The sequence below is a fragment of the uncultured Thiodictyon sp. genome (assembly GCF_903828115.1).
Taxonomy (GTDB): domain Bacteria; phylum Pseudomonadota; class Gammaproteobacteria; order Chromatiales; family Chromatiaceae; genus Thiodictyon.
Window position 1 is genome coordinate 1 of sequence record NZ_CAIKKU010000551.1, and the last position, 16,989, is coordinate 16,989.

General features: G+C 65.2%; 16 protein-coding genes. 5 read left to right on the forward strand and 11 right to left on the reverse strand.

The window, feature by feature from the left end:
* The 5 genes from QZY48_RS20475 to QZY48_RS20495 all read left to right on the forward strand — a co-directional run.
* Positions 1–242 (forward strand): hypothetical protein (locus QZY48_RS20475; protein WP_295434641.1); only part of this gene is annotated, 242 nt, incomplete at its 5' end.
* Positions 239–3,094: a sensor histidine kinase gene (locus QZY48_RS20480; protein ID WP_295434643.1), complete on the forward strand. Its 2,856-nt coding sequence runs from the start codon at positions 239–241 to the stop codon at positions 3,092–3,094. The genes QZY48_RS20475 and QZY48_RS20480, both read left to right, overlap by 4 nt.
* A 9-nt stretch (positions 3,095–3,103) precedes the next feature.
* Positions 3,104–3,499: a response regulator gene (locus QZY48_RS20485; RefSeq protein ID WP_295434645.1), complete on the forward strand. Its 396-nt coding sequence runs from the start codon at positions 3,104–3,106 to the stop codon at positions 3,497–3,499.
* A 3-nt stretch (positions 3,500–3,502) separates the two neighbouring features.
* A complete protein-coding gene (locus tag QZY48_RS20490) occupies positions 3,503–4,999 on the forward strand; it encodes a DUF294 nucleotidyltransferase-like domain-containing protein (protein ID WP_295434647.1) in 1,497 nt (498 codons plus the stop codon).
* Between the two features lie 41 nt (positions 5,000–5,040).
* Positions 5,041–5,280 carry a DUF1289 domain-containing protein gene (locus tag QZY48_RS20495; protein WP_295434649.1) on the forward strand — a complete coding sequence of 80 codons (240 nt, stop codon included), beginning with the start codon at positions 5,041–5,043 and terminating at the stop codon, positions 5,278–5,280.
* Between the two features lie 54 nt (positions 5,281–5,334).
* Here the strand turns inward: QZY48_RS20495 and QZY48_RS20500 are convergent, their stop codons facing one another.
* The 11 genes from QZY48_RS20500 to QZY48_RS20550 form a co-directional block, all read right to left on the reverse strand.
* Positions 5,335–9,228, reverse strand: coding sequence for an EAL domain-containing protein (locus tag QZY48_RS20500; RefSeq protein WP_295434652.1), 3,894 nt, complete (start codon positions 9,226–9,228; stop codon positions 5,335–5,337).
* Between the two features lie 409 nt (positions 9,229–9,637).
* Positions 9,638–10,192 (reverse strand): YgjP-like metallopeptidase domain-containing protein, encoded by a 555-nt coding sequence (locus tag QZY48_RS20505; protein WP_295434654.1) that lies wholly within the window; start codon positions 10,190–10,192, stop codon positions 9,638–9,640.
* Between the two features lie 5 nt (positions 10,193–10,197).
* Positions 10,198–10,959: a SprT family zinc-dependent metalloprotease gene (locus tag QZY48_RS20510; protein ID WP_295434656.1), complete on the reverse strand. Its 762-nt coding sequence runs from the start codon at positions 10,957–10,959 to the stop codon at positions 10,198–10,200.
* Positions 10,959–13,109, reverse strand: a complete 2,151-nt coding sequence (locus QZY48_RS20515) for a type I restriction endonuclease (RefSeq protein ID WP_295434658.1) — start codon at positions 13,107–13,109, stop codon at positions 10,959–10,961. Before QZY48_RS20515 ends, QZY48_RS20510 begins: the two co-directional genes overlap by 1 nt.
* Before the next feature lie 127 nt (positions 13,110–13,236).
* A complete protein-coding gene (locus QZY48_RS20520) occupies positions 13,237–13,497 on the reverse strand; it encodes a UPF0175 family protein (RefSeq protein ID WP_295434660.1) in 261 nt (86 codons plus the stop codon).
* A gap of 9 nt (positions 13,498–13,506) precedes the next feature.
* On the reverse strand, positions 13,507–13,722 hold the full coding sequence (locus QZY48_RS20525; protein ID WP_295434662.1) for a hypothetical protein: 216 nt from the start codon (positions 13,720–13,722) through the stop codon (positions 13,507–13,509).
* Positions 13,723–14,603: 881 nt separating this feature from the next.
* Positions 14,604–14,825, reverse strand: a complete 222-nt coding sequence (locus QZY48_RS20530; RefSeq protein ID WP_295434664.1) for a hypothetical protein — start codon at positions 14,823–14,825, stop codon at positions 14,604–14,606.
* The gene (locus tag QZY48_RS20535; protein ID WP_295434666.1) at positions 14,822–15,409 is read right to left on the reverse strand and encodes a zeta toxin family protein; all 588 of its coding nucleotides are present in this window, start codon (positions 15,407–15,409) and stop codon (positions 14,822–14,824) included. The genes QZY48_RS20530 and QZY48_RS20535 overlap by 4 nt, the downstream gene beginning before the upstream one ends.
* A complete protein-coding gene (locus tag QZY48_RS20540; RefSeq protein ID WP_295434668.1) occupies positions 15,406–15,510 on the reverse strand; it encodes a type I restriction endonuclease subunit S in 105 nt (34 codons plus the stop codon). Before QZY48_RS20540 ends, QZY48_RS20535 begins: the two co-directional genes overlap by 4 nt.
* A 23-nt stretch (positions 15,511–15,533) precedes the next feature.
* A complete protein-coding gene (locus QZY48_RS20545) occupies positions 15,534–15,986 on the reverse strand; it encodes a hypothetical protein (protein ID WP_295434669.1) in 453 nt (150 codons plus the stop codon).
* Between the two features lie 18 nt (positions 15,987–16,004).
* Positions 16,005–16,700: a restriction endonuclease subunit S gene (locus QZY48_RS20550; protein ID WP_295434671.1), complete on the reverse strand. Its 696-nt coding sequence runs from the start codon at positions 16,698–16,700 to the stop codon at positions 16,005–16,007.
* Positions 16,701–16,989 lie beyond the last annotated feature (289 nt).

The following is a 16,989-nucleotide window of genomic DNA, read 5'->3' on the forward strand; positions in this document are numbered from 1 at the left end:
CCCCCTATACTTCAGCCCCCACCCACCCACCGGGCCCCGCCATGCCCCGCGCCACCCTGCTGCGACAACGCCTGCTGGCCCTGTTCCTGGCCGCCCTGTTCGCCTTCTTCTCACCGCTGCCGGGCCGCTTCGAGTCGATGCCGGACCTGCACGGCATCCCCGCGCTCGATCTCTATCTCTTCGGCGTCTGGGCGCTGGTGATCGCGATCGCCGCCTGGGCCTGCTCGCGGGGCCGCGATTGAACCCGCCCGCCGCCGGTGAACCGCTCGTGATCACCGGCCCGCTCATCATCGGCGTCGCCTGCGTCTATCTGGGCCTGCTGTTTGCGCTCGCCTTTTGGGCCGACCGGCGGGCCGACCAGGGCCGCTCGGTGATCGGCAATCCGACCGTCTACGCCCTCTCGCTCGCCGTCTACTGCACCGCCTGGACCTTCTACGGCAGCGTCGGGCGCGCCACCGGCGCGGGCCTGGGCTTCCTCGCCATCTATGTGGGTCCGACCCTGATCGCGCTCCTGTGGGGCTCGGTGCTGGTGAAGATGGTGCGCGTGAGCAAGGCGGAGCGCATCACCTCGATTGCGGACTTCATCGCCTCGCGCTACGGCATGAGCCAGTTGCTCGGCGGCCTGGTGACGGTCATCGCGGTGTTCGGGGTGGTGCCCTATATCGCGCTGCAGCTCAAGGCCATCGCCTGGAGCTTCACCATCCTGGTGCACTACCCGCAGGTGCGGATGCCCCAGGCCCAGAACCTGCCCTTTTGGCAGGACACCGGCTTCATCGTCGCCCTGCTGCTCGCCGCCTTCACCATCCTCTTCGGCACCCGCCACCTGGACGCCAGCGAGCGCCACGAGGGGATGGTGGCGGCGGTGGCCTTCGAGTCCATCGTCAAGCTCGTCGCCTTCCTGGCGGTGGGGCTCTGGGTAACCCTGGGGCTCCTGGGTTTCGACGGGACCCTCGGCGCCCCGCTGCTGCCCCCGGCCCTCGACGACCCGCACCTGGCCCCGCTGCTGGACCCGGCGATCCGCTCACCCGCCGACTGGTTCGCCATCTCGCTGCTGGCCGCGCTGGCGGTGATGCTGCTGCCGCGCCAGTTCCAGGTGGCGGTGGTGGAGAACAGCGACGAGCGCCAGATCCGGCGGGCGATCTGGCTCTTTCCGCTCTATCTGCTGCTGATCAACCTGTTCGTGATCCCGATCGCGATCGCCGGGCTCCTGGTCTTCCCTGACGGCCAGGTGGACCCGGACACCTTCGTCCTCACCCTGCCGATGGCCTTCGGCCACCCGTGGCTGGCGTTGGCGGTCTTCATCGGCGGCCTTTCGGCGGCCACCGGAATGGTGATCGTGGAGGTCATTGCCCTGACCACCATGGTCAGCAACGACCTGGTGCTGCCGGTGCTGCTGCGCCGCTGGCACCAGCGCCCCGAGAGCATGGACCTGGGCCGCCTGCTGCTCATCATCCGCCGCGCCGCCATCCTGCTCATCCTGATGCTCGGCTGGCTCTATTACCGGCTGGCGGGGGAGGCCTATGCCCTGGTGGGCATCGGGCTCATCAGCTTCGCCGCGGTCGCCCAGTTCGCACCGGTGGTCTTCGCCGCGCTCTACTGGCGCGGCGGCACCCGGGAGGGCGCCCTGGCCGGACTCTCGGCCGGCTTCCTGGTGTGGCTCTACACCCTGCTCCTGCCCTCCTTCGCCCGCTCCGGCTGGCTGCCGTCCGCGTTCATCGAGTCCGGGGCCTTCGGCATCGATCTCCTCAAGCCCCAGAGTCTCTTCGGGCTCGCCCACTGGAACGAGGTGACCCACTGCCTGTTCTGGAGTCTGTCCGCCAACATCGGCGCCTTTCTGGTGGTCTCCTCGCTGCGCGCGCCCAACGCGGTGGAGGCCACCCAGGCGAGCGCCTACGTGGATGCACTCAAGCACGGCCGGCGCACCAGCCTGCCGCTGTGGCGCGGCAGTGCCGAGGTCGCGGAACTGCGCACCCTGGCCGAGCGCTTCCTGGGGACCGAGCGCACCCGGCGCGCCTTCAGCGGTTATGCCGCCTCACGCGGGATCACGACCCCGGAGAGCCTCCCGGCGGACGCCCAGACGGTCGATTTCGCCGAGACCCTGCTGTCCGGGGCCATCGGCGGGGCCTCCGCCCGGGTCATGGTCGCCGCCGTGACCGAGGAGGAGGCCCTGGGGGTCGACGAGGTCCTGGACATCCTGGACGAGGCCTCCCAGGTGCGCGCCTACAGCCTGGAACTGGAACAGAAGTCGCGGGAACTGGAGGCGGCCAGCGCGGAACTGCGCGCCGCCAACGAGCGGCTCCAGGAGTTGGATCGGCTCAAGGACGACTTCATGTCCTCCGTCACCCACGAGTTGCGCACCCCGCTGGCCGCGATCCGCGCCTTCTCCGAGATCCTGTTCGACGACCCGGAGATCGAGGTCGGCGAGCGCAAGCGCTTCCTCGGCATCCTGGTGAGTGAGACCGAACGCCTCTCGCGGCTGGTCAATCAGGTCCTGGATCTCGCCAAGATCGAATCGGGCCACGCCGACTGGCTGATCGAGCCGGTCGATCTGCGGGAGGTCATCGAGCAATCGGTGGCCGCAACCGGGCAGTTGATCCAGGGGCGCGGGGCGCAGGTCGCCGTCGCCTTCGAGGCCGACGGGGACCCGCCGCCCGCGCCGCTGGTCCTGGCCGACCGGGACCGACTGGTCCAGGTCCTGGTCAACCTGCTCTCCAACGCCGCCAAGTTCGTCCCGACGGCGGGCGGACTGGTGCAGGTGCGACTGCGGCGGCGGGGGGACTGGCTGCGGGTATGCGTCGCGGACAACGGGCGCGGCATCCCGGCGGCGGACCTGGAGTTGGTGTTCGAGAAATTTCGCCAGGCCGCCGACGGCGGGGAGAAGCCCATCGGCACCGGTCTCGGGCTGCCCATCAGCCGCCAGATCGTGGAGAATTTCGGCGGCCGGATCTGGGCCGAGGCCGGCACGCCCGCGGGTGCTACCCTGTGCTTCGAGCTGCCCGCACTCGCCTACACCACCGCCCGGAACGGCGCGGAAGCACCGTCGCAGCAGAACAGCGAATCCGCGCCCAACGCGAATGAACGCGAATCAGAGTGAGAGTCCACCATGAGCCACCATGTCCTGATCGTCGATGACGAACCCAACATCGTCATCTCACTGGAATTTCTCTTGAAACGGGAGGGCTTCACGGTCACCGTGGCGCGCGACGGCGAGGAGGGCCTGGCCGCCATCCGCGCCGCACGCCCGGATCTCGTGATACTGGACGTGATGATGCCCAAGCTCGACGGCTACGCGGTCCTGCAGGCGGTACGGGGGGACCCGCAACTGGCCGCCACCCGCATCCTGATGCTCACCGCCAAGGGCCGCGAGGCCGAGCAGAAGAAGGGCCTGCTGCTCGGGGCCGATGCCTACATGCCCAAGCCCTTCTCCACCCACGATCTCATCGCCAATGTGCGCAGGCTGCTGATTGCCGACGCCGCGACCGCGCCGACCGGAAACTGAGCCATGAGCGACACCAACGACTTTTCACCCACGCAGGGCTTCGACGAGTCCCAGCTCAACATGGGCATGGAGCAGACCGGGGGTGCGGATCAGGCGCTCCTGCGCACCCTGGCCCGCCGCCGCCCGCCGGTGGTCCCGCCCGCGGCGACGCTGCGCGACACCCTCTACCAGATCAGCCAGCGCCAGGAGGACGCGGCGGTGATCGCCGACCCGGCCACCGGCCTGCCGCTGGGGCTCGTCACCCTGCGCGAGATGCTGCACGTCATCAGCTTCGAGGGGGGCGGACTCGACGACCCGGTGGCCGCCCACATGATCGGCGCACCACTGACCATCGCCGCGGACTCCCCCGCCCATCGGGCCAAGGTCCTGATGACCAGGCGCGGGGCCAAGCACCTGCTGCTCATCGAGGGCGACGGGCGGCTCTTCGGCCTGGTCGGCCAGGCGGACCTGCTGGGGCTGCGCGCCGGCGGGGCCGAGGCCCTGATCGAGTCCATCGGCACTGCCCGCGACCTGCCCGCCATGACCCTGGCCGCGGATCAGGTGCGCAAACGCGGCGCCGAGTTGTTCCGCTCCGGCATGGGGGTGGAGGCGCTGTGTCAGTGGGTCTCCGGGCTCCATGACCTGATCGCCATGCGGGTCATCGAGATCATGGAGGACGAGGTCGACCTCCCCGCCGTGCCCTGGTGCTGGCTGGTCTTCGGCTCCGAGGGCCGGCTGGAGCAGACCTTCGCCACCGACCAGGACAATGGGCTCATCTTCGTCCCGCCGGAGCCCGCCGCCACCGAGAGCCTGCGCGCCGCCTTCCTGCCCTTCGCCCAGGCGGTCAACCAGGCCCTGCACCACTGCGGCTTCGAGCGCTGCCGCGGCAACATCATGGCCGGCAACCCGAGCTGGTGCCTGAGCGAAGGGGAGTGGCGGCGGCGCTTCGCCGACTGGCTGGCCGAGCCCGACCCCCAGGCCGTGCTCAACGGCGCCATCTTCTTCGATTTCCGCCCGCTCTACGGCAGCTTTGAAGCCGCCGACCGGCTGCGCGCCTGGCTGCTGGCGCAGACCGGCAGCGAGGTCCGCTTCCTGCACCACCTGGCGCAACAGGCCGTCAACGTCGCGCCCCCGGTCGGCTGGGCCGGCCAATTCAGCTACGACCGCAACCGCGACTTCCCCCACACCATCGACCTCAAGCTCCAGGGCGCCCGCCTCTTCGTCGACCCGGCCCGCGTCTGGGCGCTCAAGCACGGTGTCTGGGCGACCAACACCGCCGAGCGCCTGCGCGCCGTCGGCGCCTGCCTGGGACGCGGCAGCGCCGACACCGCGGTCGAGATCGAGGCCTTTCATCTCATCCAACGCTTCCGCATCAACCAACAGCTCCAGACCACCGACCCGGACGCCGTCAACCGCGTCGACCCGGACGACCTCAATGAACTGCATCGCCTGATGCTCAAAGAGGCCTTCAAGCAGGCCAAGAAGATGCAGGCCCGGCTGCGCCAGCAGTGCTTGTCGTAACCCAGACTCCGACACCGGCAGGCACACCCGGCAGGCACACAATGAGTGACCCGCAACCGGGCGGCCATCCGCGCGCGCCGGTCAGTTCCCCCTGCATCGACGTCTGCCGGCTGGACGACGCCGGCGGCCTCTGTCTGGGCTGCTTTCGCACGCTCGATGAAATCGCGGGCTGGGGCGACGCCGCGGATGACCTGCGGCTCCACATCCTGGCCGCCGTCGCCCGTCGCCGTGAGGAACAGGACCCTTGGCAGGGCGATCTGCGTGGTGACTGCGACCACTGATGGCAGCCAGGCCGCTTACGAGCGCAGTGCAAGCCGCGGACCCGCCCGAGACACTTAAGCCGGGTTTGCCTGCACCAGCGTTTTCAACTGCTCAAGTACCGCGGCCTGCAGACCACGGAGTTCTTCCAGGCCCGCCGACACCTCCAGACCCCGGCCTTGGCCGCGCAGTTCACACAACACGACGACCAACGCATGAACGCGCTGGTGCAACGCTTGGATGGACTGGAAGGCTGGCCGCGTACCGTAGCGGCCGCGCCCGTCGGCATCCAGCCAGATACCGAAGCCGCACTGGTAGCCGTCCAGCGGCGGTGGGACCTCACGCTCGCCCCGCAGATAGCCTTCCACTGCGACCATCCAGGCGCGATGGGCGGCGCCGGCAAAGAGCAGCGGTACCGCGTCGCGGCTCACCGGGGCCAAATCGAGCCAGGTCGGATGGGGCCGCCAGGTCGCCGCCCAGGTGGGGATAGCCGCGGCCGGCATCGGCGGGGCAATGCCGTAGCCCTGGGCCAGTTCGCAGCCGAGTTTCAGCAGCATCTCACCCTGTTCCAGGGTCTCTACCCCTTCGGCGATGAGCTGGCGACGGAAGGCGACGCACAGGTCGATCACGCTATCCAGGATGGCCAGGTCATCCGGGTCGTCCAGCATGTCGCGCACGAAGCTCTGGTCGATCTTGATCTGGATCACCGGCAGGCGTTTCAAGTAGGTCAGCGACGCATAGCCGGTGCCGAAGTCATCCAGGGCACAGGGTACCCCGATCCCCCGGCAGGCCTCGATCACCTGGGACACCCGGGCCAGGTCGGCCAGGGCGCTGGTTTCCAGCACCTCCAATTCGAGGTCCCCCGGCTTGACGTGCGGATGCGCCGCCAGCAGCGCGCCCAGGCGCTCGACGAAGTCAGGCTGCTGCAACTGGCGGGCGCCGACATTGACACTGACCGGGGTCTTGAGGCCGACGGCCTGCCAGTGCTCCATCTGGCGCAGCGCAGTCGCGATCACCCATTCGCCGACCTCCACGGCCAGCGGATGGTCCTCGATCACCGGCAGGAAGGCCGCCGGCAGCAGCAGCCCGCTTTCCGGGTGTTGCCAGCGGATCAGGGCCTCGACACCGATGACGGCCCCCGTGCGCATGTTCACCTTGGGCTGGTAATGCAGCACGAATTCGCCCGCGTCCAAGGCGCCGCGGATGCGCTCGATACTTTCATGATAATGGCGCACCCTGCGGTCCAACGCGGCATCGAAGACGTGGTACCGGTTCTTGCCCGCCAGTTTCGCCTGATACATGGCTTGATCCGCTTGGCGCAGCAGTTGCTCCGGATCGATGTCGTCGGCCTGCGGGTAGAAGGTCACGCCGACACTGGCGGAGGCTCGCAGCACCTGCCCATCAACCGGCACCGCTTGGGCGGCAGCGGCGAGCAGGCGAGCGAGCAGCGGCACGCTGGTCTGGATGTCGGCCAGGTCGAGCAGCACGGCGACGAACTCGTCGCCACCGATGCGGGCAAGGGTATCGCCCTCGCGCAGGACCTGCTGCATGGCGGCCGCCGCGGCGATCAGCAACTGGTCGCCCGCGGCATGCCCGTGCTGATCGTTGATGGCCTTGAAGCCGTCCAGATCGAGGAACGCGACGGCGAACAGGCGCCCATAGCGCTGCGCCTGGACCATGCCCTGGTGCAGGCGGTCGGCCAACAGGACGCGATTGGGCAGGCCGGTCAGCGCATCGTAGTGGGCGAGGTGCTGCAAGGCGCGCTCCTGCTCCTTGATCAGGGTGATGTCGGAGAGCAGCGTCACATACTGCCGGGTATTGCCCTGAGCATCGGGCACGGCGCTGATGGTTTGCATCACGGCGTACACTTCGCCGTTGTTGCGGCGGTTCCAGATCTCGCCGGACCATTGGCCGCGTTCGGTGAGGCTGTCCCACATGGCGGCGTAGAATGCCTGGTCCTGACGCCCGGAACTGAGCAGGCGCGGGTTGCGGCCCAGGACCTCGTCGCGACTGTAGCTGGTGATCCGACTGAAGGCGTCATTGACATCGATGATAGTGCCGTCGGCGGCGGTGATCATGATGCCTTCCCAGGCATGGGTGAAGACGTTCGCCGCCAATTGGACTTTCTCTTCGGCCTGCTTGCGTTCGGTGATGTCCTCATAGATCCCCAGCAATCCGAATACGGCGTGGTTCCGATCCCTGAGTGCAACCTTCGATTTACGAACCCACATCGTCTGGCCGCGCGAACTCGTCTGCTGTTCATCATAGGACAGCTTGGAGCTACCAGAGGCCATGACGGACCGGTCATCGGCGCGATACAGATCGGCCTGCGCCACCCATCCCAGCTGATAGTCGTCTTTTCCGATCACATCCCGCGGGTGCGCCACCCCGGCATCCTTGGCAAAGGCCGGATTGCACCCGAGATAGCGCAGGTTGCGGTCCTTCCAGAACACCCGAATCGGAGCGGTATCAATGATCGTCAGGAGCAGTGTCTGCGCCTCGTCAATCGCCGCTGCCGCCTGTTTGCGCTCGGTGATGTCGGTCCGTGTGATGACCGCGCCGGCGCCGGTGTCGCCCCCCAACGGCGTGACGATCATCATGAACCAGCGCGATTGCGTCGGTGAATGGCAGGGGTATTCCAGTGTGAAGCCGGGTAAGCGCCCGTCCAGCACCGCCCGGATCCCCGCGTCGGCGCTCGCCCCATCATCCTGCTCACTGAAACCGGTGCCGGTCCCGCAGACGTCCAGATAATTGATGCCGACGTCCGTATGCCGCGCCGAGCTGCCGGGTTCGTTGCCGTTCTCCACGGCGAAGCGCCGCCAGGGTTCATTAACCGCCAGGATCACCCCGTCGCGCCCCACCACGGCGATCTCGGCGGGGACAGCATTCAGAATGGCGAGCGTGAAGGCTTCGCCCTCCCGCAATGACGCCTCGTGACGCCTGATCTCTTCGGTAAGCCTGCCGGCGATCCGCTCGGCGTTGGTTCGGGTATTGATCACCGCGAGCATCAGCCAGAACACCAGGCCAGTGAGTGTCAGGCCGCCGGCCAGGGTTACCAAGGCGGGCGCGTCGCCGCTGCCGGGGGCGCTCGCGGTGCGATCGAACACCAGCAGCCAGGGGCGGCCGTTGAAGTCGAGCGTCCGCTGCTGGTGGAAGGGCGAATGCCCAGCGGGTGCACCGTCAGGTTGGCTGTCGAACAGGAGTGCGGCGGGCGCCGCCTCGCGACCATCGTAGATGGTCAGGTCGACGCCCTTACCTTCATGACTTCCCCAGTCGCCGAGGATGCCGGTCATCAGGTCATCCATGCGGTAGGGGCTGTAGGCCCAGCCGAGCAGCGCCGCGCGCCGCTGTTCAAGCGTCTGCGCCGGCGCCCCGTTGCGGTAGACGGGGACATACATGAGGGTCTCGGCCTGGACTTGGCTGCCGGTCTCCTGCACCAGTTCCACCTTGCCGGACAGGGTGGCCACACCGGTGTCGCGTGCCTGGTCCATGGCGGCCCGCCGGACCGGCTCGGCATACATATCGAAGCCGAAGGCGCGCAGGTTGCGGTCGCGGAAGGGTTCCAGATAGATGATGGAGGTATAGAGGGCGCGGCGGCCGGGCGGACGAATGCTGTAGTCGGCAAATCCCTCGCCCCGGATGCGCTCGAGGTGGGCGGCGAGTTCCTCCGGGCGGATGACTTCGGCAAACCCGATCCCCTGGACGCCGGGAACGCTTCGGCTCGCCCGCAGGGTCTCGACGTAGGCCCGCCACGCGTTGCGATCGACCCTGGTCGACGCGGCAAACAGGGCGGCACCGCCGCGCAGGATCAGCGCATAGGCGCCAAGACGCTCCCGGACCTTGAGGGCAACCTGATCGCAGTCGAAGGCAAAGTGCCTGACGGCATCCTGTTCCATGCCCTGCCTGACGTGAAGGGCGACGACGACGCTCGCCAGTAATCCGACGCCGAGCGTCACCCAGGCGAGTCTCATCTTCCGGGATAGGTTGAACTTCAGCATAGGGATTGCGGGAAAGGCCTGCAGCGCCGAGTGCGCCGACCATTATCCACCCGCGAGGAGCGGCAGCGGAATCTCGCCTTGCGCGACGCCATCACCGACACCGCCACCGGCGGCTGCCCGGCCGGCAGCGGGGACGACACCATCGTCCTGACGGCCGCTGCCTGCACCTTCACGGTGCGCAACGGCAACGCCAAGGGTAGCAACGCCTACTTGGCCGGGGGCGGACTCGGGGCCGGCGGGGCTATCTTCAACCAGGGCGATCTGACTCGTCGAACGCGTACAGGAATGAGTGTGTGCAAGGGTGGCACTATATCATGCGCACGTGCACCTGGCGGCAGCGCCGATCGCCCGGCCGTGGCGAGGGCCCGCCGCAGGCCGCCGGTCACCCGCCTCCAGCGCGGCCCGCGTCCGCCGTCTCCGCCTGACCCGGTCGGCGTATCGGCCACAGGGCCTCGCCGCCCGCCTCCAGGTGGCACAGGTAGGCCCGCAGGTCGAACTCATACTGACCATAGCCCGGCTCCAGGTGCGCACAGAGCTGATAGAAGGCCCGGTCGTGCTCGCGTTCCTTCAGGTGGGCGAGCTCGTGCACGGCGATCATGCGCAAGAACTCCACCGGCATGTCGCGGAACAGGCCGGCGATACGTATCTCCCGTTTGGCCTTGAGCCTCGTGCCCTGCACCCGCGAGATCGTGGTGTGGGTCCCGAGCGCGTGCCGAACCACATGCAGCCGGTTGTCGTAACTCACCCGCGACAGCGGATCCGCCTTGCGCATGAAGGCCGCCTTGAGTTCGCCGACATAGGCGTAAAGCGCCGCATCGGTGCGCACCGCGTGCACCGTCGGATAGCGCTTTACCAGCAGCGGGGCGAGTTGGCCCTCGTCCATGAGCCGGCGCACCTGGGCGACCAGCGGCGCGGGATAGGCTGAGAGGTATTTCATCGTCGTCATCGCGGCGGCCGCGGCCCGGGTGCGCGCCGTGCCGCCCGCGGCCGGGACCCCCACGCCTCATGGGCCAGCGGCAGGCCGTTCAACAGCGCCCGGTATTGCGCCCACTGCGGCAGGTGCCCGTCCAGCAGCGTCTTGAACCGCTCATTGTGATGCCGCTCCAGCAGGTGCGCCAACTCGTGGGCCACGATGTATTCAAGGCACTGCACCGGCTTCTTGGCCAGTTCGGCGTTGAGCCGGATCGCACCTGAGTCGGGATTGCAGCTACCCCACCGCGTCTTCATGCGCTGGATGAAAACCCTTCCCACCTGCACCCCAAGGATCGCTTCCCACCGGGTGATCAGCCCCGTCGCGGCCTCCTTGAGCTGCCGACGATACCATCCGGCCATGATGGCCTTCCTCTTTTCCTCGCTCGTACCAGGCCGCACCCGCAGAACCAGGGTGCCGGGATCGAGCACCACGGTCGGGGTCGCCTCCTCCTCGATGACCTTGAGCAGGTAGCGCGTCCCCCAGAGGGAGTGGCTCTCACGGTCCAGGAACTCGCGCGGCGTCTCGCGCGCCTGCTCGCGCAGCCGGCGCTGTTGCTGCTTGATCCAGGCGAGCCTGGAGACGGCGAAGACGCGCAGGGTGTCCAGGTCCAGGCGCGACGGCGCCGCGATCCGGACCTGGCCGTCCGGCGGATAAACGCTGAGATGGATGTTCTTGATGTCCTTGAAGACGACCTCCACCGCAATGTCGCCCAGGTGAAACGCGGCGCTCATCAGTATTCGGTCTGCGCCTCCATCGCCTGCGCCTTGCGCCGCTCGATGATCTCCTGCAACTGCGCCGACATGGTCGCGTAGAAGGCCGGGGCGGTCAGGTGTTCCTGGACGATTTTGCGGCGGACGTTGTTCTCGATGGTCTCCGCGATGGCGTTCTTATTGCCCTTCATGCGGCCGAGCCGCGTGGCGATGGCCTCGGCGATGCCGGTCTTCACGATCAATTCCAAAAGGCCAAGCTGGTCGAACGGCGAGATGGTCCGCGGCTCGTCGGCCTCGATGTAGGTGTCGATCAGGTGGCGCATGTCGGCCTCGTACGGCTTGAGGTCGAGGCTCTCGCCGCTGGCCTTGCGAACCAGCTCGCGGAGGTTCAGATAGTCGACGATGTAGCCGAATGCCTTGTCGTCGCCATCGAGCCGGTTGGTGCGGCAGATGGCCTGGAACAGGGCGTGGTCCTGCATGGACTTGTCGATGTAGAGCCAGGTGCAGGGCGGCGCGTCGAAGCCGGTGAGGAGCTTGTCCACCACCACCAGCAGCTTCATTGTGGCCGGCTCCCCGGTGAACAGCGCCTTGGCCCAGGCCTCATAGGTCTCGGTCTTGGTCAGGCCCGGCTTGGCGTCGACGACCTTCAGCAGGTCGGTGTAGGTGTTGTAGATGAACTGCCGGTCGGTCTCGGTGTTGGCGCCGGTCTCCTCCTTGGTCACGTCCTGCGCCTGCGGGTTGTAGGAGGTAACCACCGCGCACCGGCCCTTGAGCGGCGTCTTCGCAAAGAGGGTGAAATACTTGCACGCCTCATAGATGCTGGAGGCGACCAGGATGGCGTTGCCGCGCTCACTCGCCAGGCGCGGCTTCACGCTGAAGTCGAAGAGGATGTCGTTCACCACGCGGTCCATGCGCGACCTGGAACTGAGTACACTCTGCATGGTCACCCACTGCCGTTTCAGCTCCTCCTTCTGCCAGTCATTCAGGCCCTTCGTCTTGGCCGCGAACCAGGCGTCGATCTTGTCCTTGGAGCCGAGCCGCTGGTCGATGTCCCGCGCCTCGTAGATCAGGTCGAGGACGACGGCGTCCGCCACCGCCTCGCTGAACTTGTAGGACTTGTGGATCAGGGAGCATAGCAGGCGCGGCCTGGCCTGGGCGAGCTGGTGCATCAGGTCCCGCCCGCTGCTGGTGCGGTAGATGGTCTCGCCGGCCTCGGTGAAGACGCCCTCGATCTGGCTGTCCAACTCGTCGCGGTCGGTGATGATGACTACACGGGCGTTGGGGAGGTTCTCCAGTATCCAGCGGGCAAGCAGCACCATGACGATGCTCTTGCCGCTGCCCTGGGTGTGCCAGATGATGCCTCCCATCATCTCGCGCACGTACCGCTGGGCCGCCGCGATGCCGAAATACTGATGGACGCGGGGCAGCTTCTTGATGCCGCCGTCGAACAGCACGAAGTCATGCATCAGCTCGATCAGGCGGTGCTTCTCGCACAGCTTGAGCAGATACTTGTCGAGCTTGAAGCGGCTGTCGTCCGCCTCGTCCTCCTTCCATTGGAGGAAATAGGTCTCCGGCGTACCGATGGCACCGTATTTCAGCCCCTCCGAGTCGTTGCCGACAAAGACGAACTGCACCGTGCTGTAGAACCAGGCATTGAACTCCGGCTGCTGATTCGAGAGGCCCTGCCGGATGCCTTCGCCAATGGACACCCGGCTGTTCTTCAGCTCCAGGGTGCCGATGGCGATGCCGTTCACGTAGATCACGCCGTCCGGCCGCCGTTCCTGGTTGCCTTTGAGCGTCACCTCCTCGGCGATGGCGAAGTCGTTCTTCTCGGGCGCGCGCCAATCGATGAGGTGGACGGTCTCAGTGACCTTGCCGGCCTCGGTCTTCACCGGCACGCCGTAGCGCAGCAGCTTGTAGACCGCCTGGTTGTTGCCGTAGAGGGTGCGGTTGGGGTTGCCCGCCTCGGTCCGCAACTGGTGCAGCGCCACGGCGATCTGCGCCGGCGTGTAGCCGCTCTTGGCCAGCCAGGCCGAGAGCAGACCCTCCTCGATGTTGCTGTTGCCGGCGCGCTCGGTCCAGTCGCCCAGGTGGCGATAGCCCAACTCGTCGCGGAACAGGGCGATGACGCGGTCCTGGGTGGCACGTTCGGGTTGGCCGACGGTCGTCATAACTCACCCGCCTTATCCAAAAATGAGCGACATACAGCGCCGGAATACCAGCGCCCCTTTTCGACCATCTCGTCCAGGCGACCAATGGCTGCCAGAGAGATGAGTGGAGTCGTGTTCGCGACGACTTTCATGGCAGTTTGGCGACATCCGCAAGAACTTCGCCCATTTCATCTTCCCCATAATCAAAAATAGCTTCCCCTTCCAGCTTCATTCGTTCAATAAAATCCAACTTGGTGTAGCCCGCTAACTCAGCGGCTTTACCCAATGAAAGCTTATTCTTGCGATACCACATCAGTGCCGACAGAAAACGAACATCCTGCGTGAACTCCTGGGCATTTTCTTTCAGTGAAAATAAGATATCGTCATTGACGGAAAATGAAATATTCATGGCACCCACCTAGTTTGAGTCGTCGAGGATCGGCGTCACAAGATCACCCAAGGTACGTCCCTTCCCGGCGATGGCGGGATGTGGGCGCCGCCGCGTCTGTTCCGGCATGGGCTCATCATCGATGGTGAGTGCAATCACTTCGATACGGTGATTGACGAAAGACTCGGGTAGCTCAATGACCACCCGCCTGGTCGTGACATCGACAAATTGTCGTTGAACTTGCATGACATCCACCTCATCGGTTCAAGATACGTGTGACACCGCTCAGGGGTGTCGCGTAGGTGTCAGGCGCTCTGCGCCGCGAGGGCGAAGTGGCATCCGGGAACGAGGATGACATCCGTCTCGGCTTCTCGCTCCCACGCTCCAGCGTCAGTGCCGTTAAGTCAAGCCGCACGCGCGGACCATGCTCCCTTCGACTGGAGTCCACGGCTTCAGCCTTGGCGCCCTCCTCCAAGGCTGAAGCCTTGGACTCCAGCGGTGGCGCCTGACCCCCTCTGGTGACACCGCTGCGGCGGTGTCACCCCTGTGTTGGCCGCTGCGCGGCCCGGGCTGGCCGGCGCCTGCCACGGTCGCGGTCGGGCTCGCACCAAGGCGCCGGGAAGATTAAGAATTCTCTCACAAAGGCACAAAGCCACAAAGAAAAATAGGAATGATCATGCCAAGGCGCCAAGCTCACGAAGGAAGACCCGGGGATGATGATACTATCCCTGGCACCTGGCGAGTAAGTCGCCCGGCGCCGTTACCGCACTGAAGAAGCTTGGCGAGCTTGGCGAGATTGGCGCCTTGGCGTGGGACCTCTTCTTTCCGTGGTCATGGTTGGTCTCATCGCCTTCGGGCGGGACGGGGCATGCGCCCCGTCCCGAACGTTTATTCCGTGGCTGCTCCGCCCCGCAGGTCCGCAAGCCCTCAGAAAACCTTGCGGACGGGGCGAATGCCCCGTCCGGCCAAGAATTGTCGGTGAACTTGCATGAAAGCGACCTCATCGGCAAAGTGTACTCGTGACACCGCTACGCGGTGTCACGCATGTGGCGGGCGCTCCGCGCCGTGAGTGACGGTCGTTCACTGGTTCCCAAGCGGAACTTGGGAATGAGGGGACGTCGGAGCTGTTACTCATCGCGACCCGACTCGGCCACACCGCCCGGCGCTCGTTCCGGTGGACGGCGCTCGTCATCACATTCCACAGGCGCATCAGGTCCGATACACACCGGCCGGTCTTCACGCCACACTACCGCATATTGGCCCAGCCGGCGTTTGCGCTCCAATGCCCCGGCCACTGCGCGCGTCAGGGCATCCAGGGCCTTGGTCTCGTACTCAGGTGTCTGCATCATGTCGGTCTCCAACCGGGTAGTCGTTGCAGGATCGCGGGTTGCCTCACGTCGCGCTGCTCACCCTCTTGAGTGAAGATGACCTCAGGGCGTTCGCCGCTGTTGAGGAAGCAGAGTGTCCGATCGACCGCGGCGGCATAGTCGACAAAGAGGTTCTCCAAGCTGCGGACAAAACGGCGTTCGATGTCCGCGACGGGGATCGCGTGACCGCCATGTCGCACGCGCTCAGCCACGCGCTTTTTCGCCATGTCCACGGTGGGGAGCACCAAGTAGATCAGTTCGACCCGCCATCCATTCGCCTTCAGGCGTCGGATCAAGCGCAGGTAGCCGCGTCCCGCGAGTGTCGCCTCGAAGCCGAAATCGTGTCGTGCCGCGATATGCCGCTCCACCTCACGGAGAAAGATCCGACTCGCCGCGATCCGCTCGCGCTCCGGCGCCAAGGGTGACATGCCGGCCGCGATCAGGTCCGCATTCACGAAGAGGCGGCAACCCGCAACGTTGGGAAGATACTCCAGCGCAAAGGTCGTCTTACCCGCACCGTTCGGCCCGGCGATGATCCAGCAGGTGGGCTGACCCTCGCCGCTCATACCAGGCGAGTCCTGCCGGTGAGCAGTTCTTGCATCATGCCCTGCTTGAGGTGGCGGGCTTTGGCGAGCTTGTCTTCCAGCGCGGTGATCTCGGTATCCATGTCGGAGAGAACCGTCGCAATTCCTACTTGTTCAGCTTTGGTAGATGGAGGGTAATGGGGACAGTCTCGAACTTGTCTTTCGGCAGATGGGCGATGCTGGTTTGTGTGACAAAGTTCGCTAAGGAGCCGTTAGAAGCCAAGCGATGCAGCACGTTAAGCATCAGCTCGACATTGCAGCCGCGTATTGATCTCAAACGATGCAACGCCTTCTGGTAGCAGCATTCTTCAATGGGCTGATGCCAAATTGCCGCGCGCCCAACCTCACCGCCTTCACAAACAAGGAGATCGCCCTCTCGAAGCCGGAAGCGTTGCCGGTCTGAAGGAGTCCACTTGACTTCTCCCATGTCAGCTAGATCAATACGACCCCATTGGACGGCTCGATTGCCGAGAAAAGGCTTAGGCGTCCCGGCGTTCTTGTCTATGTCGAGCATCTTTCCGAGCTGAATAGAAAACTCGGCTCCAACCGTAGAAACCACCCAATCCTCCGGAATCAGTCAGACCTCCGACGGCTTATAGCCGGACACGGTCTCAAAACTGGGCAGCCGCCGGATGCCGGTGAGCAACTCCTGCATCGCGCCTTGCTTGATCTGGCGCTTCTTGGCGAGGAGTTGGCCTAGGGATTCGATGAATGCGTCCGCGTCGCTCAACGCCTCGGCGATCGCTTCTTGTTCGGCTTTGGTAGGCGGTAGGGGGACGAGCAATCTCTTAAGGTTGCCCTGGTTGATATTCGTGTTTGCACTAACTGAACTGCTACCAAGGAGCGCTATTCTAAAGTTTCTTTCATAGAAGCAATACTTCTTGTAGCCTATTTCAATGATTCCGTTATCGCGAAATCGAATAAGAAATCCAGAGTAGACAGTCTCGGGCAGATCATTCTCAACAACGGCTGTCAGACCAACCCCAGAAGGCTTCACGGACGACCGCACAAATATCACGTCACCACGTCTTAGATCGTATGCCGACGGCTCAAATGAGGAGCACGCTACGAGCCCGAGTTGGTCCACGGTTGAGATAGCATTCACGCCGAAGACATCCATGAGGTTTACGAACGGTGATCCGTGACCGAACGCAGCACTGTCCTTATTGAGACCATTCTTGAATGTTCCGAGTTCACCCAGACTATACACATTCCAATCCTCCGGAATGACGCCCACCTCGGTCTGCTTATACCCCTTCGGAATGTCACTCATCGCAGGCTCCATCATCAGTGCCCGGCATCGGGGTGGGTTGCAAACCCCCTTCGCCCGCTGTAAGTACCTCAAGTGAAATAACTGTAGATCTATATCAGCAATGAGAGAATTGGATTCTGTACTTCCCGCCAAATGAGCCGAGTATTTCTCTAGGTGATTAGCGTCGAAACTCAGCCGGCGATCGGTCGGCGGTCGTTAGCCTCACAAATTTGAGCCTGGGGGTCCATACTTAAGGTAACCCACCGGCGAGGACGCGGCCATGCCCCAGAATCCGATCCAGTTCCAGCCC